Below are 19880 nucleotides of genomic sequence, written 5' to 3' on the forward strand. Positions count from 1 at the left end.
CTGCAGAACATGCAATCGAGACGGTCTCTTTTTCACAAAAAAATCATGCTAATTGTAAACCCCCTGTATCAAATTCACCTGTTCCTTCACATATTGTCTCAGTTTCAAAGGTTCCATAATCTCTGCTTGTCCAAGTATCCCCCAAACATTCGTACATGCACTTTCATAGTTATACATATTTACAGTAAGGGTTATTTGATCTCCTTCCTCTACCCTATTCATGATCTCCAGCCCGTGTATAGAAGCCACTCGGCTCTTATTCGTTCTAATCAATACTGGGTAGATCTCTTCCTCTTTACAAGCTTGTTTAAATTCCCTCTCCTGCTGCTTCCAGTGCCCTTCTAAAGAGAAGTCCTGAGGGATAGCATACTCTTCCTCTATAAGCTGTGTAGTGGCGATTCTCTCACATTTAAACGTGCGGATTTGTTCGGCGTCTTCACAGTAGGCAATAAGATACCACTCTTCTTTTTTCACAACTAGACCATAGGGCTGTAATTTCCTGTTTGATATGACTCCGTTAATCTTGTGGTACTCAATCCATAGTTTATGAGATCTCCATACGGCAGCTCTAATCGATTCCAGACAAGGGATTTCTAAACGTTCTGACCACCACGGCGTATTATCGAAATAAAACCGCTTTTGTGCCTTCTGGATATCTGTCTGATAGGAAGCGGGTAATGTTTTTTCTAATTTCAGCAAGGTTGTCTTAAGCTTTAATCCGGAATGAGTATGACCGCCAGTATGGATCCCCATTCCAGTTAGATAAAGATTGATTACATCTTCCTCATGAAGCTGACTTAAGTTAACTGTATACCCCTTCATTAAGGAGATGCCACCATTCGGTCCCGGCGTGGATAACAGTGGGATTCCAGCTTCAGCTAGTACATCAATGTCTCTATAGATAGAGCGTACGGAGGTTTCCAAGGCTTGAGCTAGGTCATTGGCCTTCATCTTCCCTCTTGATTCTACTAATAATAAAATTGCGATTAAACGGTGCAAGCGCATGGGGATCCTCCAATTTTTTCTTTTTTAAAGTATACATCATAATTCCTGCCAATCTGTTGTCAACAATAGAAGGTTATGATTAGTTCAATACATAAAGGAGCTGATGCATATGAATATTGGCGTATTGGGAACTGGATTTGGAGCTTATCATGCGCAGTTATGGACAAAAATGGATCGAGTAGACAAATTAATTATCTATGGCAGAAACGAAGCGAAGCTGCAGGAGTTAAAACAGTCTTTAGGCGTTGAAATCACTACTGATATTGACGACATTATGCTTGATACCACCATCGATGTGATTGATATCTGTTTGCCCTCTGCTTTACATAGGCAATATGCTGTCGATGCGCTTAAGAATGGAAAACATGTATTCTGTGAGACACCGGTTTGCTACAATTTAGAAGATGCCTATGCGATGAAGGAAGCCGAACAATTATATGATTCGCGAATCCTCGTCAACCAGTTTATTAAATTCGATCCTGCGTACAAATATCTATATGAAGTAACCAATAAGGAGAAATACGGAAAGCTTTTATCCCTCACCTTAAAAAGAGAAACGCCTCCTTTGTGGGGAGACCTCGGTCTACATGCCATCGCAACCAATCTTATGATTCACGAATTGGATTTTGTGACCTGGATGCTGGGATCTACGGAGCCGCACTCCGTTTGGGGAACCGATGGTGGTAAAAGTGATCAAGCCTTAGTCCGTGTAACTTTTCAACAATCTAATGTATCCGTTGAGATCGTTGTTTCTTCACAGATGCCTACCTCGTATCCTTTTTCCGTGGGTTATGAGGCTTATTTTGAACGAGGCAAGCTTGTCTATCAAGAAAGTGACCACATGAATGGATCAATCGAGAGCACATTAATTGAACTTACCCCTTTAGGTAAACAGGAGCTTTTGTCAGAACCAGCTAATCCCTATGAAAAAAGTTTGGAGCACGCACTCCACTGTCTAGAGAATGGTATTTTATCAGAAATTGAGTTTGACGCTGCCTTGCAAGCAATAGAATTAGCCATTAGGATTGGAAAAAAGCTTGTATAAATGGATCAAGGGGTGTTATATCCTTTTTCATGGGGTTTATTTGTAGGGTGAGTTTACGTATATGATTTATGATAGTGGCTGGGGTGAGTATTGGAATTTGAATTATCTATTGTGAATTTTTCATATGATGAAATTACAGAATTATTGTGAGAATATAGTCTTTTTTAAAAGCTATACTTGGTGCTTGTTCATGAAAGGCTATTATTTCACAAGGCTGCGAAAGGGATTATATGCTTCAAATTTAGGTAGCTAATGATAATTGGAAGCAGAAATACGAATCAGTTAACATAATAATTATTATGTTAACTGATTTCAAGAAGTCGACTCTCCACACGCTTTTACCTCTGTTTTATCGCAAGTGCAAACCTCTCTATCGTCTCTTTGGATAACCCATTTACACTCATGCCCTTCCCTTTTACCATCCGCAGAACCAATCGATCTAATAAAGTGAACTTCTCTTCATAAATCTCATCTCCGAACACTTCTTTTGTAATTGATTGGTCATACAGCTTCTCTGGAAATGAAGATTTCAATTCCTGTGCGGCCTGCTCCCCCTTCGCTCCTGCACAAATAAATAATCCAACGCGCTTCTTACTTAGTTCATTTTGATATTTTGAAGTAAACTCCATCATTTGTTTTTGTATTTTCCCATAATAAATAGATCCACCTAAGATGACCGTATCATATCGCTCTAATTCCGGCTCTTTAGCAAGCATCAAATTGACTACTTCAGTCTCTTCACCCAACTGATTTTTCAATAAATAAGCCGCTTTCTCCGTACATCCATATTTGGAAGTATAAATAATAATTGTCTTCATTCTAATCACTCCCCTTCACGCTCTGATCTTCCTACTGTGTTAAAGGTGTACTTATTTACCTGTTTGCTATAGAAACCATTGAATCCAAATAACAAGAAATGAGTGCTTCGACCTGTTCTTCAGGCAAATCCTTTTCTACAATCAAACGCATAATTAATCCGAATGCAGCACTCCATATCACTTGAGCAGTGAGCTCTATAGAAGATTCCTTATGGAGTTCTTTCGATCCGAACCTAGATAAACATTGGCAGAGCATACCAATCGCTTTACGCTCCTGAGCAGCTCCCTTGAATAGAACAGCTGTGTAACTAAGAACAGCCGGTGTATCGTTCAGCATTACATTACGGTACTCTACACTTGTCGAAAGGGTCATCCTGATCCATTGCTCAAGCGATTGTCTCAAAAGCTTCTCTGGTGGCAGTTCATGCTCCGCCTTGCGCTGTACGGACTGAAGCTCGGTGACCATATCTGTATATTTTTGTTGCAAATATCTCACCACAATTTCATCTTTACCCTGGAAGTAATGATAAATAATTCCCGGTGAATACTCGATTTTCTCTGCAATTTTGCGAATAGAAAGCTTCTCAATACCTTCTTCTGCAATCAACAAAGCCGCGGCCTGTAAAATCCTTTTCTTCATTTTCTCACGTTCACGCATTTGCCGTTGTTCTTTATTCATCTTAATGTCTCCTCATAATTTGAACATCGTTTAATTATTGAACACTGTTAAATATATATAAGTTCTTTTATTATTTTCTATATAGTAAATCACACACAAATCCCGCCCAGTTAATGTAATATCCAGACATAAAAAATCCGCCAGTCCATATAGACTGACGGAGGAACCCTTATTCATGAAGTTAAAGGATTACAGACAAAGAGTTTTAGTGATGATAACCAACAGGATAAACAGAACCAGAATTGCTCCTGTGGAAGTAAATCCACCGTATCCGCCTGCGAATTCGCCCATTTTAACTCCTCCTTTGTAATTGAGTACATCATAAGATATGCTAAATCCCCATCTGTGCTTGGGTGAAATGAACAAAAATAACCCAAACAATCCTGCTGAGATCGTTGGGTTATTAATTTAGTTAACATAATCATAATTATGTTAACTTGATGTGCTTTTAACTTAACTATCATAAGATAACCATTCATTTAGATTGACTTCAATACCATTGTTTTCTTTTCAATTATTAACTCTATTATTATTTAAGGTGTTGAAGTATTGGCTCGGATTGCCTTGAGGCGGATTATAACGCTCTTGAAATTCTCCATTTGTGTACTCCCCAATCACTCTTTGCCAGAAATTACGAGCAGGCGTATTCGCACGTACCTGTGACACCTTCCAATCACCTGGGTACATGTCAAACAACTTATGTGCAGCCCAGGTTCCCACTCCGCTCCGGCGATATTTCTGCATTACAAAAAACTCTGTCATATAAAATTGCCCTTCGGGATTGCGCAGCAACCGTTCTACCAAAGCAAAACCAGCAATATGCTCGTCCACTTTGAACAAATATGCAAATTTATTGTCGCCACTACTCCAAAATGATTCTAATCCCGGATAGGACGGATATATTCCATCTTGGTCAACATCAAGCTCCAGATAACGGGTGAAATCATATAAATAAAACTGCATAAGTTTGCTTATCGTCTGTTTCCGCTCTCTGGGAACCAGCTCCATTCCAAGTTCCATTAGGTGCACCTCTGCCATTTATGTTTACTTCACATCATATAACTTAGTTCCTTTAGGAGCAAGTTCCCCCCTTTTAATTAACTCTGATCAAAGCCCATAGGGGCTAAAACATGATAAGATAGAAGGAAGAAATTATAAGAAAACTATGGAAAAAGGTGAATCACATGAGCGTTCAAAAGAACGATGACCGTAAAAAACTGGATCTAAAGCTACCTCTCATGCCTTGGTTCGTTCAGCAGTTCATTGACTATAAACGTCCTGATCTATCCCCCTCCACCCTCCTGGAGTATATTCGGGACTATGAGTCCTTTTTCGGATGGCTACGTGCCGAAGGTCTCTCTCAAGCCAGCTCCAATACAGAGATCACGCTACTTGAATTAGAAACCCTGCATATGGATAGTATTGTTGGATACCGTCTGCATCTCACAACCCGTGCAGAGGGAACAAATACACGTGTAACCGTATCTCGTAAACTGTCTGCATTACGCTCATTATTTCATTATTTAAGTCAAATCGCTGAGGACGAGAATTTCTATCCTTTGCTTAAACGAAATATTATGGCCAAGGTAGAAGTTAAACGAACGCATAAGCCTAAGGATACCGCTGCTAAATTAAAGGGCAAGATTCTAGAAGATGAGGAACTGCTGGAATTCGTGGGTTATATTTTTGAAGGATATGGACGAGATGTTGAAGGAAACAAGCAGGCTTATTATTCTTTTCAATTAAATCGTGAACGCGACGCCTGTATTGCCAGCTTAATTCTTAATTCTGGCCTCCGGGTATCTGAAGTAGTCAATCTGAACGTGGATGATCTGGATATTAACAACAAGCTACTCTATGTCACTCGAAAAGGGAATAATGATGAAACCTTCAAAACCCCTGTTTATTTTCGTGAACAAGCAAAGGATGATTTAGCTCTTTATCTAAACCTGCGTCAATCTCGTTATAAAACACCAAAGAGGGAAAAAGCATTGTTTATCGCTTTGCCCAACGGACGTCAAGAAGGTAAACGTATGACCAAAAGGGCCATTCAAGAAATGATTATTAAATACGCAAAACGTTTTGGTAAGCCCTATTTAACGGTACATAAGCTTCGTCACTCTTTTGCTACAGACTATTATCTGCAAAATGATATTTATAAAACAAAAGAACAGCTCGGGCATGCTTCCACAGAAACAACCGAAATCTATGCTCACCTCACAGACAAAACGATGTCTGAGGCGATTGAACGTCGTTTGGACAGTTAATTTTTCGCAAAAAGCCGGCCATACCTCCTCCGATTTTTATGGAAAAGGTGTGGCCGGTTCTCTTTTTACATGGTATAGAAAGACTGATCAGATTAGCATTATGTTAGATTATTGGCTTTTATATTGTGAATTTTTCATATGTTGAAATGTTGTAAATAATATCGTTGGCATATTAGTTAATTAGCTATTTCCGTTCTATTATTAATGTTAAAAGTACATTTCATGTTTATCCTATCCGCGAATTTCTCCAGGAAGCTTGATAATAGTTACTTTAGCTCCCGCAGATATTCCATTTTCCGCTGGTGGAACAACTATCAGACAATCGCTATCCTTGATCGTGACCGTCACAGAAGATTCGTCGATAGCTGCTGGAAAAGCATAAAGACTACCATCCCGGATCTCTAATCGTGCTCTAACAAATCGGGTAAAGTTATTTACTCTATTATAATCTGCACCAAGTGTAGCTCTCCATTCAGGCAAGAAGGGTTGTGAGGCGCTTTGCATTAATCTGATAACCGGACGTGCGAACAATTGAAACCCAACGAAACAAGCACCTGGATTACCTGATAGGGCTAACAGCAGCTTTCCCCCTCTAACAGCAGCAGTGGTAACGCTCCCCGGACGCATCGTCACTTTATTAAACAACATATCTCCACTCTGTTCACGTACCAAATCGCCCATAATATCATAATCTCCTACCGATACACCACCCGTTGTGATTACAAAATCATAAGTTTCCAGCGCCATCTGCACTTTACTTCGGGCCAGCTCCAGATCGTCCACAATGGATCCCAGCATCACTGGCTCCCCGCCTGCCTCTTTGACTAAAGCCTCAAGCATCGGTGAGTTGCTGTTTCGAATTTTTCCGGGCTGTAGCGGTTCATGTACCTCTAGCAGCTCTGTTCCTGTCGCAAAGATTGCCACCTTAGGCCGACGATAGACTTTCACTGTATGTATACCAAACGCTGCCAGAACAGCGATATCCCCCGCAGAGATTAATCGTCCCGCTGGCAGCACTAGCTCGCCAGGACTTAACTCCATCCCCATCGGTGTGATATTAGACTTCGCTTCCTGCTTTTTACGAATACCAACGAAAGTCTTTCCATCCTCCACACGTGTCTCCGTTACTTCCAGCATTACTACAGTATCTGCCCCTGACGGAACTTGTGCCCCTGTCATTATTCTTGCTGTTGTTCCCGAAGTAATATCTACAGATTGCACAGCACCACATGGAATATTGTCCACCATTTCTAACCATACGACTTGTCCATTTACACAGAGATTCGTATCCGCTGCGATAATCGCATATCCATCCATGCTTGAACGGTTAAACGCTGGGAAAGGATGCGGAGCAATTACTTCCTCAGCTAAATAGCGACCACAACACTCATTCAACGGGACCTTCTGTGGCTCTAACGGATTAGCGAATTTGATTATTTTAGCTTGTGCCTCTTTTACTTGAAGTGCTCTGCGCTGAAATTTATGATCCTCCATACAAATGCCTCCGCTCTAAATCGTCCATTTTTCAGTATAATAGGTACTATTTTAACATGAGACATCCTGAAGATAAATGAATTGCGGAAACGGCAAAATCCTTTACCTATTTCAACTACAAAATTGCACAAAAAAAGATGCGATCACAAGATCACATCTTCTACGATTCATTTCTAGGATGCTCTAATTACCTTCACATCACCAGGAATTACTTTTTCTCCTTCATAAAGCATGAACCGTCCATGTTGCCATTCCACACGCAGAAGCCGAGAATCGTCTGACTGATATTGCCATACATGCTGTTCTCCACCATTCATAAAAGGGGTTTGACCAGCAACAGCAACATATCCTTCATACTCTTCCTCCAGAAAAAATGTATAATCATCCAGTTCAAGAGTTGTTGGAACTTCAGCAGGATTATCTAAGCGCCCATCGATAGGTTTATACAAACCATATTGTAGCTGTTCCCGCTCCTCAATATGCAAATAGGCAATTTGACTACCATCTCTTAACGTCAGTACTACTGCGTTTCGTCCACGATTATGAGTCCTGCCGGTTACCTCGTAGGTAACGAGTGATACTTCACAGATGTCTCCGGGAGACAAATTAAGCATACTTTTCTGTACTTCCTGAGTCACTGGTTTGGAGAAAAGATTACCTATACGTTTCCATATACTCAATTTGATCATTCCCCCTACATAAATGCAGAAATAATTAAAGCTCCCGTAATTTGCAGTGAGCCTGATAATAAGCCGTATCCAATTTTGCCAAGCTGTGTCCCATGATCCAGGTCCAGATTCCCCCATTTAGCTAAGAGAAGACGGACCGTTCTTTCCAATATAAGCAAAAGAAAAAAAGATACAATCGAGACCAACAAAGCATCTGGCAAACTGTTAGATGCAGCTATCGATGACGATAAAATGAATGCCTGTGCTAATAGCTTCATCACAAAACGTGTAGTAACTGCCATATTTCCAGCCTTTAACTCTTCTAGATCATTGTATCGAGTGAAAAGTGAATCCACAAACATTAGCACAAACAGTAACACCGCACCGCTCACCGTCCACACGACCATGGACACCAGGATATGGAAATCCATTCAAATAGCCCCCGCTTATTCATTTTGCATGCCTGTCATAAGCATAGATAAAGCGAAGTGGAAACGATATTCCTGTCTCCCCTTCGCCTGTGAACATCAGCCGTGAATCGGCTAAGATCAAATGTTATTGCTTCTCATATTGTTTCATCAGAGCAGCCAATTCATCTTCTACTGCTTGATCTTTGTTCAGCTTCTCGAACTCATCATCAAGTGATTTGTTGCCCGAGCTCATTTCGTTGCTGGCTTCTGCTTGAGCTTCTGCTTGCAGCATTTTTTCTTCCATACGCTTCAGACCAGCAGATGCGGAATCAGAGCTGAAGCCGCTCATCGCTTTATTAATTTCAGTTTGAGCTTTGGCAGCATTATAACGAGCAACCAAGCTTTCGCGTTTGTTCTTCATTTGAGTAAGTTGCTTGCGCATTTCGTCAAGCTTCCCACGAAGATTATCCGCAGAGGCTTTGTTCTGATCGAAGCTAGCTTTGTATTCTACCAATTTAGCTTCAGCAGCCTTTTTCTCTTCCAGAGCACGGCGAGCGAGATCAACGTTTCCAGCTTGAGCTGCAGCATGTGCCTGTTGTGTACGTTTGTTAACAAGCGCTTCCTGTTCTTCATACAGCTGCTTGAATTTCTTTTCAATAGCAATTTGAGCCGCTACCGCTTTTTCTGCATCTTCCAAATCTTCGGTCATATCACGAATGTACTGATCCGTCATTTTAATTGGATCTTCTGCTTTGTCAATAATCGCATTCACATTAGACATCGTTAAATCGCGCAATCTTTTAAATATAGACATGGTTTCATTCCTCCAAAAGATAATTTAAAAACTCACTTGATATCTTTTACGCAGAATTGCCAATCCCGTTTCAAATTTGTTGCGCTAAATATTGATTAACTTTATTATTTACAATTTCTACGACTTCCATAATGCCTTCTTTCGTGATCTCGTCGTAATGAATGCCCATAACAACTGTGACCGTCTTGTTCAGCGCCTCCGCTACCTTGACCGCAATTGATTCGCTTATCGTGTGCTCTTTATGGTGAGGAACCGCAGAGGTTTGCACCTCAACCTGATCTCCATTTAGATAAGCCGTACTTGACGCTCCGATATGATGAACGCCACCACAAATTACGAGCAAGAGATCACGTCCGACAGCCGTCGCCGTCAGCTCAATATCATCAGGATTAATCTTGTTAGAAGCCAATAGTATCTCCTCACTACTCTACTTTATATAATGCCACGTATTTCATCCAAGGATTGAATATTTTCTTGCACCATGAATTGCTCAAGCTCTTCAACAAGCTGACTACCCGCTCTTAAATTCATGAAATTGTAGGTTCCCACCTGAATTACCGAAGCACCTGCCATAATAAATTCAATAATATCAGTAGCTGTGGTGATGCCCCCCATTCCGATCACCGGAATAGATATGTTCTGAGCAACCTGATGCACCATGCGCAAAGCCACTGGCTTAATTGCTGGTCCGGACAGTCCGGCATACAAGTTATTAAACACACTGCTTCTCCGTCTCACATCAATCTTCATACCGGAAATAGTGTTAATCAGAGAGACGGCATCTGCTCCCTCTTCCTCACACATTTGCGCCATTTCAACGATATTCTCAGCACCTGGAGACAGCTTTACCGCAAGTGGCAGCTTAGTAGCACGTCTAACAGCTTGTACTACTTTTTGAGCTTCAGAAGTCTTGATCCCAAATGCGATTCCACCCTCTTTTACATTTGGACAGGAAATATTCAACTCAATCATATCAACAGCTGTTTTACCTAAGCTTGATCGCAGATCAGCATCACGTTGGATCATTTCTGCTCCAAGTACGTAATCTTCAAGCGTCCCGCCCCCAAGATTCACCAAACGAGCGGTATCGAGTGTTTCCCAATAAGGGCATTCTTTTTCCAAGAACGCGGCTACACCAGGATTCTCCAATCCTACACTATTCAGCATACCAGAGGCTGTCTCATATACTCGAGTGCCAGGATTACCTGCTTTTGGATGGAGGGTGAGCCCTTTGCCTGAGATTCCACCTAGTAAAGATACATCATACAGCTTTCCGTACTCACGACCAAAGCCGAATGTGCCTGAAGCCATTACAATCGGATTCTTAAAATGCACGCCTGCAATTGTTGTGCTCATCTTAGTCATGGAAAATCACCTCCTCTGAAAGGAACACAGGTCCGTCTGCACAGGCTTTTCGTTGTCCATCACGACATGAAACACTGCAGACAAGACAAGCACCAATACCGCAAGCCATTCGGTTCTCTAGAGAGAGGTAAACTTTTGTTTTGCTGCCTGCCTCTTCAGCTGCTATGCCTTTAAGCTGTGCAGCTTTAAGCATTGGGTGCGGACCGCAGACAAAAATATGATCATATTGACTAAAGTCTACACGATCCAAAATAAATCCGCCTACATCTACTGTAAGCTCGGCAGCCAATGGACGAAAGGCTTCTGTCCGATAAGCCTCCCGACTAAATCCTAGAAAGACATCACAACCGGGGAGCTGCTTTGCACAATAATATAGCGGCGCTATTCCGATCCCACCACCGATAAGTGCAACCTTCCCTTCTACCAGCGGGAATCCCGTACCAAAAGGTCCTTCAAGCTCCACAGAATCACCAGGAGTCAAACGAGAAAATATCTCTGTACCTTCCCCTACTACGTGATATAAAAATTCAATACTATCTTCGTTCACTTCATGTATACTTAACGGTCTGGAAAGGATGGGATAAGCTCCCCATGCCCGTAACATGTAGAATTGACCCATTTTACCGCCACTATTCGTTTCAACCTTAAGGTGGTACACTCCGTCTGTTAGCCTATCGTTACTTAAAACCATCCCCACGTTATCAAGCTCCTTCAAATTTTATCTTTATTAAGATTGCCTTAGAAGGAACATAAAATCTGTGACAAACTTCACATTCAAAGCGAGCTATCCTTTTTTCCAGATCCCACGTTCATAAGGTTTGGGTACGTTATGCACGCCTCCAAGCGCTTCTTCCGCATGTAAAGCCCAATAGGGATCACTTAACATCCCACGGCCAACTGCTACCAGCTCCGCCCGTTCTTCCGCGACAATGGACTGTGCCTCAGGATAAGATTCAAGCCGCCCTACTGCAATTACTGGCACCTGTAATTCACTGCGGATAAACTCTGCCAGATCCACTTGATAAGCAGGTCCGGCATTGGGCCCGCCATTTGAACCTATTGGACCTTCCCCACCTGAAGAAACATGGAACATATCCACACCAGCATTCTTATACCGGCGGCAAATATCCAGGGCATAATTAGCATCATATCCGCCCTCTACATATTCCTTAGCAGATATTCTCATAATCAATGGCATGTCCACAGGAACTACTTCTCGGACAGCTTTAACTACTTGTTCTCCGAACAGCGCAGGATCTTGGCCATATTCATCTTTTCTGATATTGGTCAATGGTGAATGAAACTGGTGAATTAAATAACCGTGTGCACCATGAATTTCAACCGTATCAAATCCTGCCTCCACAGCTCTGCGCGCACCTTCACGAAAAGCTTCGATCAACTCTAAAATCCCATCCTTAGAAAGAGCCTGTGGCGTTTTAGATTTAGAATCAAAAGGAATTGCTGATGGAGCTACTGGCGGCTCTGCATCCACGGCTTTCCGTCCAGCATGTCCTAATTGAACTGCGATTTTTGATCCATAGGCATGTACACCATCTGTGATTCTACGATAAGCATCAATTTGTGAATCACTCCAAATTCCTGTATCTCGATTAGTGATTCTACCGTCTGGATGTACGCCAGTCATTTCCACGATAATAAATCCTGTACCACCAATAGCACGGCTTACATAATGAACATAATGCCAATCATTAGGGATACCATCCTCTTTATCCACCGAATACTGGCACATAGGTGGCATAACAATACGATTCTTCAGCGATAACCCCTTCAATTCATACGGTGCAAACAAATCAGACATTCATGTCTCCATCCTTCCGTAATCTATAATTGGCTCGGGAATTCCCCGTTCTATTAGTATACACGCATTAGTAACTCCAAGAAATCTTAACTCAAACTGTATGGTTAGCAGCATAAATCTACCCATCTATGGAGATAACAATTAAGAATATGACGGTGATCAGGTAGTAAAGGAGGCAGAGGGGATGTATTTTCAACGGAGAGGTCAGAAACTGCTTGTAATATTAGGAACAATCATAACTATGCTATTCCCAACCTATTCTTCAGAGGTTGCGTCAGCGCCTGTGCAGAGTCAGAAAACTCCGCAAGAACAAACACAAAGCGCACCCGTTTCAGACGAAGATAAGGCAATTTCAGCAGGTAGCGCTGCTACAAATAGTTCGACGCTTAACAACAATAAGAACACAAAAGGTCTGACGTTAAGTCAGCTATTACACAAATATCCAGAAACTTTTAAGACAAGTGGACCTCGGAATAAAGTTATCGCACTTACTTTTGATGATGTTCCTGATCCAAGATTTACCCCCCAATTGCTAAACATCCTAAAAAAATATCATGTCAAGGCAACCTTCTTTGTGGTGGGAAGTAGAGCAAAAAAACATCCAGCGTTGGTAAAAAGGATGATTAGAGAAGGTCATGCGATTGGTAATCACTCGTATAACCACCCTCAGTTTGTGAAATTAGAGATGAATGATTTTCGGACACAAATCATTAAGACCGAAAATATTATACAGACCTTGGCGGGATATAAACCTCGTCTAATTCGCCCACCCTATGGGGACATCAGTGAACAACAGTTAAAGTGGGCAAAAAATCATGGCTACACGCTGGTGAATTGGAATGTGGACTCTTTGGACTGGAAGGGACTTTCCAAAAACCAAGTTAGAAATAACATTCTAGCTCATATTGGAAGAGGAGCGATTATTCTTCAACACGGTGGAGGCGGTCCTGGTAGTCAACTACAAGGAACGATTCAAGCCTTGCCTGAAGTAATCACTATTATGCGCAAACGGGGTTATACATTCGTTACTGTTCCTCAATTACTACAGGTGTCCAAAAGTAAATAAAGAATCCCCACAAACATAGACTTAATGATATTTTCTAAAAAAAACGGAGGCAGCCGCTAAGGACTCCCTCCGTTTCCTATTTATCTTTTTTAGAACTTTTCATATCTCTTTTTTATCTATATAAGTCTTTCTATTTTTATCTCTCTATTTAACAATGTATAATTGTACATATTGATAACCAAAAGATGATACAAAGCTTTGGCTACCAGGGATAAAGATATCTATACGATTACCCTTTATAGCACCACCCACATCTGTTGCCGTAGCTAAGAAAGCATCTTTAGGCAATCCATCATGTGAATGACCTGTTACCAACACTTTGGTACCGAGTGGAATCACATTTGGATCAACTGCAATAGTACCAAGCTTGAGAGGATTTCCGAAATAATCTACAGCACCCCATCCGCCGTTCTCACTGCTTGCTGAAGAATATGCTGATGCTTTAACTTGAATCGTTTTGTCATAATTAAAGGTCTTACCCCATGCTTCAACTGTTTTGGTCCCTGAGTTTACATTCAGATTTGGTGTAATCACTGGTGAATTGTCAGTTGTAGTTGTAGTTGTGGTTACGGACTCAGCCTGCATTTTACTAGGTATCGTAATCTCAAGACCTTCGTAAATATTAAGTGCTGCAACGTTTGGGTTTGCTTTCATTAATTCATTCATACCTACATTGTATTGCTTGGATAAAGTATAAAAAGTATTGCCTTCTTTAGCGATATGAACGCTGTCTGCATGTGCTGGTACAGCATGCAACAATGCACTGATTCCCATTACTGCAGCAAGGGCTTTAATTGTTCTAAATTTGTTCTTCACAATTGCCTCCTCATTAGATGGGCGTGAACGGTATGACTTCCGTATACGCTCGTGTACATTTTGAGTACCTATGTACATCCCGTGTGATTTCATGGTGTGTTGTGGTCTTTTGTAAAACTGACAGGACTTAATATATCACAATTTTGTAACCTGTGCCTATGTAATTGTTACCATTACGAAATATCAAGTTTCAATTTTGTCATCTTTTCAGATTTCAGTTAACATATTTTTTGTTATGTAAACTTCTTATAAAGATTCATGACACTTTTTCGAAAAATATCATATAAATTTCCCGAAGATTTTACATAGCGTTAACATTTCATGCTTTATCCAATAGTAGAATGATAGAATATGATAAATAGATTAGATATAGATAACGAATCATATTTGGAGGTCTCATGAATACAGAAGAGAATAAAAACAACCAAAGCAGTCCAGCCACTGCTTACCTCAATAGAGATTTGAGCTGGATCGAGTTTAACCGACGCGTGCTTAAAGAAGCGCAAGACCCAGATAACCCGCTTATGGAACGCGCTAGATTTCTGGCTATTGTCTCAAGTAATCTGGACGAATTTATAAGTGTTCGAGTAGCAGGAATTCAAGATCAAATCCGGGCGGGGTATACGAAAAAAGATTTCACTGGCTACACCCCTTCCGGGTTATATAAACGTCTCATTAAGAGAGTTACCAAAATTGTTGCCGATCAATACCGGATTTTCCGTGATATTTCACGGAGCTTGCATAAAGAAGGAATCGTTTTTGTGGATTATGAGGATCTCACTCATGCACAGGAACAGTCCATAGAACAATATTACCGGGATATTATCTATCCTGTACTTACACCAATGGCTGTTGACCAGAGTCGACCGTTTCCACTCGTGCATAGCCAATTCATCTATTTAGCAGTAGTTCTTACTCGTAAGAATGGCCTTGAAGAGGAGCCTTTTTTTGCAATTCTGCAAATTCCATCAAATCTGCCGAGATGTATCCCTCTTCCGCACCGATCAAACAGCAAGAAACGGCAGTTCGTATTTATAGAGGATGTCATTCGTCATCACATTCAAACATTGTTTAGTGGTTACGAGCCTGTTGCTGTTAGTGAATTTCGTTTGACCCGCAACTCTGATCTCACGATCGACGAAGAAGGGGCCGAGGATCTTCTAGAGGAGATTGAAAAAGAGCTTCGCAAGCGTCGTCGCGGTGTCCCAGCAAGACTTGAAGTACAAAAAGGCATTCATCCTTATGCTTTGGAACAGCTGCAAGCTGAGTTTGAACTGGAGGACTTCGTATTCGAAATTGAAGGTCCACTAGATCTAAGTTTCCTTCGTAATTTCGCTGGAAGTATTAAAGGCTTTGGTTACTTAAACTATCCAAGTATCGAGCCCGTCTACCCTGCTGAATTTGAAGAAAATGAGGATTTCTTTGAGGTATTGCGTGAGCGGGATGTCCTAGTCTACCACCCTTACGAATCCTTTGACGCGATGACGGACTTTATCATTCAAGCCTCAGAGGATGAACAGGTGATGGCCATTAAGATGACTTTGTACCGGGTTAGTGGAAACTCTCCGCTGATCACTGCACTCGCTAATGCTGCTGAATCCGGGAAACAGGTAACTGTGGTTGTAGAGTTAAAGGCCAGGTTTGATGAGGAACGTAACATCGCTTGGGCTCGCCAACTCGAAAAATCCGGATGTCATGTCGTTTATGGTTTAGTTGGACTCAAAACGCATGCCAAAGTTACTTTGATCGTCCGTCAGGAAGGTCAAGAATTACGTCGCTACGTGCATGTAGGCACAGGAAACTACAATGACAGTACCGCCAAAGTATATACGGATCTCAGTCTATTTACCGCTCAAAGCGATATTGGACTCGATGCTTCTGAGCTATTTAATCAAATGACTGGCTATTCCGCCAATTTTGACTGGAACTCCTTTATTGTTGCTCCGACGAATATGAGTCTTTCCTTACAAAAGCTGATGCACCGTGAAGCGGAGCATGCTGCAGCTGGTAGACCTGCACGTATCATTGCCAAAATGAACTCTCTTTCCAATCAACAAGTCATTGACGATTTATATGGTGCTGCACAGGCCGGTGTATCGATCGATTTAATCGTTCGGGGAGTTTGTTGTCTTCGTCCAGGGATTGAAGGCTTGAGCGAGAACATTACGGTTCGCAGTATTGTCGACCGCTTTCTGGAGCATTCAAGAATTTACTATTTTGAAAATGGTGGAAAGCCTGAGGTTTATTTATCCAGTGCAGACTGGATGACAAGAAACCTAACCCGCCGGATTGAGCTGATGTGCCCAGTCAAAGACAGCAATATTCGTAAACAGATAGTTAAGATTCTTGAACTATCCCTTAAAGATAATGTGAAGGCCAGCTTCTTACAGCCTAACGGATATTACGAGCAACCAGACGACAAAAAGGCCCCTTTCCGGAGCCAGTTCGCAGCTATGGATGTTACACGTTGGAAGGGAACCCGAGTTTTACCTTTACCGCCCAAGCATTCTTAAATGCTTTTAAGGCGTTCTCAATGTCCTCTAGACCGATCAGAAGTGCTGAGGCGCCCTCAAGGTCCAGATGAAGTGAATTGCCGTGTAGATTAGCTTTCAAGCCACTTACAATCCCGATCTCGGTGCTGTCCAGTGCAATACTTAGCTGAACAAGCGATCCGAGCTTATGAATCCACTCTTCGTCGGAAGGCAGTAAAATGTCCTTATACATTTGGGACAGTTTCTGCTTCCGGCTTTTTGTGCTATACGAGGCAATCATCGCGCATAAGATAAGCTGACGGTGTGTTAGCCCACGAATCGGTGAATTCATTAGCCAATACAGGGTATGACGTTTGGATTGATAATAGTTAATGTTAGATCCCGTGCGATGCAGCATGATGGATACATAAATCAACATCTCATGTTCAGCTTTATTCTCCTCATCCTTGAATGCATCAAACAGACTTAGCGCAAGCTTGTTGATATGATCCAAATACCGTTTAGAGGTACGAATATCAAACCGAATGATCGTATTTAAACTGTATTCAAGCGCACTGTCTCGCACCGGTTGCTCCGGCTTCAGTAGATCATGAAGCATGCCTTCTCTGAGCCCTTCACCGCTGATTACAGCCTGGCTAGCACCAATATACTGATATACCGTATGGAAAATAATTAACCCGGATACAATGATATCTGCTCGGCTCTTAGACAGCCCATCTAAATCTTTACGTTTATCGTAAGGCATTGAAGGTAATGTGTTCATAAAATGCTCAATCGTCTCACTAGCCATGGTGTAACCATGCGAGTTAGGTAATGAGTATGCTCTCGTTTTTTGATCCAGCTTGCCTAACGAACGCACCGTCCCTCCCAGTCCAAACAACGGAAGACCCGCTGTTGCGTTAAGCCAATCATGTTCTACCAATCTCCCCAGAACAAAAGTCTCCAGCTTGTGAATCTGATCTCCGTTCCAGTTACCGCCTTGTCCAAACATCAGGTTTGTATTCACCGCTCCAAATGGAAATGAAATGCTATGTTGATAACGGCGTCCGCGAAAAAGTGTGATTTCAGTACTGCCGCCACCAATATCTATGACATAACCATCCTCAACATTAAAAGCGTTTATGACACCTAAAAAGCCAAAGTAAGCCTCCTGATGACCACTAATAACCTCTATTGGAATCGCAGAAGCTTCTGACAAGAAAGTAATAATTTCATTAGAGTTAGCTGCGTTTCTGATTGCCGCTGTAGCACCCGCACGTATAGTCTCCACTTCAAAAGCTTTGCAGATCTCCTTAAACTGACGCAAGACAGGAATAATGGTCTCCATATCCTTCTGCTCCAGTCGACCTTCCTTCGTAATCTTCTCACTAAGACGTGCAGAGTACTTACACTCCTTGATGATCTTATAGCCTCCCTCCGGCGTTGTATCATAGATTACAAGACGAATGGAGTTAGAACCAATATCGATAATGCCTATCCGGCGCAGATCATCTCTCATTATGTATGTACTCCTTTTCAAGTTGATTGACCATCTATTATACATGGTTTACATAAATAAATGAACTCAGTCCATTATATCCTCAATTAACGCAACTGTTAAAAAAATAAAGCGGCGCCCGGATAACTTGTCCGAGTGCCGCTTTATTTTAACTTATTATAACACTTTACTTAAAAAATCCTGCGTACGTGCATGTTGAGGATTCCCGAAGACTTGTGCCGGTGTACCCTGCTCTACAATGACGCCGCCATCCATAAATAGAATACGGTCGCCCACTTCGCGGGCAAAGCCCATCTCATGCGTAACTATGACCATTGTCATCCCATCTTCTGCAAGCTTCTTCATAACCTCCAGCACCTCACCGACCATCTCTGGGTCAAGTGCTGAGGTTGGCTCGTCAAAGAGCATCACATGGGGCTGCATCGCCAGCGCACGGGCAATCGCGATCCGCTGCTTCTGTCCTCCGGAAAGCTGAGCTGGATAAGCATCCTTCTTATCTTCCAGTCCTACAGTCTTCAGTAACTCCATTGCAAATTTGTCTGCTTCAGCCTGCTGCTGCTTTCTCACCTTAATGGGTGCGAGAGTAATATTTTGCAGAATTGTTTTATGAGGAAAGAGGTTAAACTGCTGAAATACCATCCCCATCTTCTCACGTGTGACATTAATATCGTGTTTTTTCGAGGTAATCGATTCACCTTCAAACGTGATTTCGCCACCTGTTGGCTGCTCCAGTAGATTTAAACAACGCAGAAAGGTACTTTTACCCGATCCACTCGGTCCGATCACAACGACGACCTCACCCTTATGAATCTCCAAGTCAATCCCTTTGAGAATTTCCAGCTTCCCATAATTTTTTTGCAAGTTCTTAACGGCGATCATCGGTATTCAGCCTCCTTTCCAATCTGCCAAGGATCTTGGATAGCGTAAATGTCAGTACAAAGTACATAAATGCGATTATTACCAGTGGTGTCATACCATCGTATGAAATCGTTGTAACCGTACGGGCTTGAAACATCAAATCCGTAACGCCGATAAAAGAAATAATCGATGATTCCTTGATAATGGTGATGAATTCATTTCCGATTGCCGGAAGAACACTTTTCAGTGCCTGAGGGAGAATAATATGACGCATAGTCATCCCTTGCTTCATTCCAAGCGAACGGGCTGCCTCCATTTGTCCGCGATCTACCCCCTGTATCCCAGCACGGAAAATCTCTGCAAGGTAAGCAGAACTGTTAATGGATAAAGTGATTGCCCCCGACTGAATCGGTGTAAACTCAATACCGAACGTAGCCAATCCATAGTGGATTAGGAAAAGTTGTACAAGCATAGGCGTGCCACGAAGGAATTCTACCCAGGCTGTTGCCAAGAAGCGAAGCACACCCCATTTGGACATACGCAGCAATGAAACGATAATTCCTAGAATAAAACCAAAGAAGACACCCAGAACGGCAAGTAACAAAGTATACTGCAAACCGGTCAGGAAAAAATCACGATAATCATAAGCCATTTTAAATAAAGTAATATCCATAACCTATCCTCCCATCTCCAAAAAAATAGAAAATAGCTATTGCCGCTATTTTCTGTATACACATACAATTTACTTTAGCAGACTTAAAAAATA

The 19880-nt window shown here is 41.8% G+C and carries 21 protein-coding genes; 4 read left to right on the forward strand and 17 right to left on the reverse strand.

Annotated elements, in window-relative coordinates:
- Positions 1-48: 48 nt before the first annotated feature.
- Positions 49-1005: a helix-turn-helix transcriptional regulator gene (locus ACN6MV_RS17030; RefSeq protein WP_042128221.1), complete on the reverse strand. Its 957-nt coding sequence runs from the start codon at positions 1003-1005 to the stop codon at positions 49-51.
- Between the two features lie 109 nt (positions 1006-1114).
- Between ACN6MV_RS17030 and ACN6MV_RS17035 the strand changes: the two genes are divergently transcribed.
- Positions 1115-2050 (forward strand): Gfo/Idh/MocA family protein, encoded by a 936-nt coding sequence (locus ACN6MV_RS17035; RefSeq protein WP_419884477.1) that lies wholly within the window; start codon positions 1115-1117, stop codon positions 2048-2050.
- Positions 2051-2388: 338 nt separating this feature from the next.
- Here the strand turns inward: ACN6MV_RS17035 and ACN6MV_RS17040 are convergent, their stop codons facing one another.
- From ACN6MV_RS17040 to ACN6MV_RS17055, 4 genes are all read right to left on the reverse strand, one after another.
- On the reverse strand, positions 2389-2868 hold the full coding sequence (locus tag ACN6MV_RS17040) for a flavodoxin domain-containing protein (protein ID WP_339286769.1): 480 nt from the start codon (positions 2866-2868) through the stop codon (positions 2389-2391).
- A 55-nt stretch (positions 2869-2923) separates the two neighbouring features.
- Positions 2924-3547 (reverse strand): TetR/AcrR family transcriptional regulator, encoded by a 624-nt coding sequence (locus tag ACN6MV_RS17045; protein ID WP_076118671.1) that lies wholly within the window; start codon positions 3545-3547, stop codon positions 2924-2926.
- A 189-nt stretch (positions 3548-3736) separates the two neighbouring features.
- On the reverse strand, positions 3737-3838 hold the full coding sequence (locus ACN6MV_RS17050; RefSeq protein ID WP_197069683.1) for a sporulation protein YjcZ: 102 nt from the start codon (positions 3836-3838) through the stop codon (positions 3737-3739).
- A gap of 219 nt (positions 3839-4057) precedes the next feature.
- A complete protein-coding gene (locus ACN6MV_RS17055) occupies positions 4058-4567 on the reverse strand; it encodes a GNAT family N-acetyltransferase (protein WP_076118673.1) in 510 nt (169 codons plus the stop codon).
- Positions 4568-4731: 164 nt separating this feature from the next.
- On the opposite strand from ACN6MV_RS17055, the gene xerS reads away from it, so the two are divergent.
- Complete coding sequence (gene xerS / locus ACN6MV_RS17060) at positions 4732-5814, forward strand: tyrosine recombinase XerS (protein ID WP_042128231.1); 1083 nt, start codon at positions 4732-4734, stop codon at positions 5812-5814.
- Positions 5815-6045: 231 nt separating this feature from the next.
- On the opposite strand, the gene glp is transcribed toward xerS, so the two are convergent.
- The 8 genes from glp to ACN6MV_RS17100 all read right to left on the reverse strand — a co-directional run bounded on the left by glp (position 6046) and on the right by ACN6MV_RS17100 (position 12384).
- Positions 6046-7308, reverse strand: coding sequence for a gephyrin-like molybdotransferase Glp (glp, locus tag ACN6MV_RS17065; protein WP_076118677.1), 1263 nt, complete (start codon positions 7306-7308; stop codon positions 6046-6048).
- A 173-nt stretch (positions 7309-7481) separates the two neighbouring features.
- Positions 7482-7988 carry a DUF4178 domain-containing protein gene (locus ACN6MV_RS17070; protein WP_042128234.1) on the reverse strand — a complete coding sequence of 169 codons (507 nt, stop codon included), beginning with the start codon at positions 7986-7988 and terminating at the stop codon, positions 7482-7484.
- Between the two features lie 14 nt (positions 7989-8002).
- Entirely contained in the window at positions 8003-8407 is a 405-nt protein-coding gene (locus ACN6MV_RS17075; protein WP_042128236.1) for a DUF350 domain-containing protein, read from the reverse strand.
- A 124-nt stretch (positions 8408-8531) separates the two neighbouring features.
- On the reverse strand, positions 8532-9200 hold the full coding sequence (locus ACN6MV_RS17080) for a PspA/IM30 family protein (RefSeq protein WP_042128238.1): 669 nt from the start codon (positions 9198-9200) through the stop codon (positions 8532-8534).
- A gap of 70 nt (positions 9201-9270) precedes the next feature.
- Positions 9271-9609, reverse strand: a complete 339-nt coding sequence (locus ACN6MV_RS17085; protein ID WP_231573789.1) for a hypothetical protein — start codon at positions 9607-9609, stop codon at positions 9271-9273.
- A gap of 23 nt (positions 9610-9632) precedes the next feature.
- Positions 9633-10565, reverse strand: a complete 933-nt coding sequence (locus ACN6MV_RS17090; RefSeq protein WP_042128240.1) for a dihydroorotate dehydrogenase — start codon at positions 10563-10565, stop codon at positions 9633-9635.
- Complete coding sequence (locus tag ACN6MV_RS17095; RefSeq protein WP_139328501.1) at positions 10558-11262, reverse strand: dihydroorotate dehydrogenase electron transfer subunit; 705 nt, start codon at positions 11260-11262, stop codon at positions 10558-10560. The genes ACN6MV_RS17090 and ACN6MV_RS17095 overlap by 8 nt, the downstream gene beginning before the upstream one ends.
- Positions 11263-11349: 87 nt before the next feature.
- Entirely contained in the window at positions 11350-12384 is a 1035-nt protein-coding gene (locus tag ACN6MV_RS17100) for an NADH:flavin oxidoreductase/NADH oxidase (protein ID WP_042128242.1), read from the reverse strand.
- Between the two features lie 184 nt (positions 12385-12568).
- Between ACN6MV_RS17100 and ACN6MV_RS17105 the strand changes: the two genes are divergently transcribed.
- Complete coding sequence (locus tag ACN6MV_RS17105) at positions 12569-13450, forward strand: polysaccharide deacetylase family protein (protein WP_076118680.1); 882 nt, start codon at positions 12569-12571, stop codon at positions 13448-13450.
- Between the two features lie 144 nt (positions 13451-13594).
- Here ACN6MV_RS17105 and ACN6MV_RS17110 read toward each other — a convergent pair whose 3' ends face one another.
- Positions 13595-14266, reverse strand: a complete 672-nt coding sequence (locus ACN6MV_RS17110; protein ID WP_042128246.1) for a 3D domain-containing protein — start codon at positions 14264-14266, stop codon at positions 13595-13597.
- Positions 14267-14664: 398 nt separating this feature from the next.
- On the opposite strand from ACN6MV_RS17110, the gene ppk1 reads away from it, so the two are divergent.
- Positions 14665-16779, forward strand: coding sequence for a polyphosphate kinase 1 (ppk1, locus tag ACN6MV_RS17115; protein WP_042128248.1), 2115 nt, complete (start codon positions 14665-14667; stop codon positions 16777-16779).
- Here the strand turns inward: ppk1 and ACN6MV_RS17120 are convergent.
- The 3 genes from ACN6MV_RS17120 to ACN6MV_RS17130 all read right to left on the reverse strand — a co-directional run bounded on the left by ACN6MV_RS17120 (position 16727) and on the right by ACN6MV_RS17130 (position 19787).
- Positions 16727-18256 (reverse strand): Ppx/GppA family phosphatase, encoded by a 1530-nt coding sequence (locus ACN6MV_RS17120; protein WP_419884478.1) that lies wholly within the window; start codon positions 18254-18256, stop codon positions 16727-16729. The two genes, ppk1 and ACN6MV_RS17120, sit on opposite strands and share 53 nt — an antisense overlap.
- 156 nt (positions 18257-18412) lie before the next feature.
- Entirely contained in the window at positions 18413-19135 is a 723-nt protein-coding gene (locus ACN6MV_RS17125; RefSeq protein WP_419884479.1) for an amino acid ABC transporter ATP-binding protein, read from the reverse strand.
- A complete protein-coding gene (locus tag ACN6MV_RS17130) occupies positions 19122-19787 on the reverse strand; it encodes an amino acid ABC transporter permease (protein ID WP_042128253.1) in 666 nt (221 codons plus the stop codon). Before ACN6MV_RS17130 ends, ACN6MV_RS17125 begins: the two co-directional genes overlap by 14 nt.
- Between the last annotated feature and the right edge of the window lie 93 nt (positions 19788-19880).

This window comes from Paenibacillus sp. B-A-8, from assembly GCF_048572915.1.
GTDB lineage: Bacteria > Bacillota > Bacilli > Paenibacillales > Paenibacillaceae > Paenibacillus_AQ.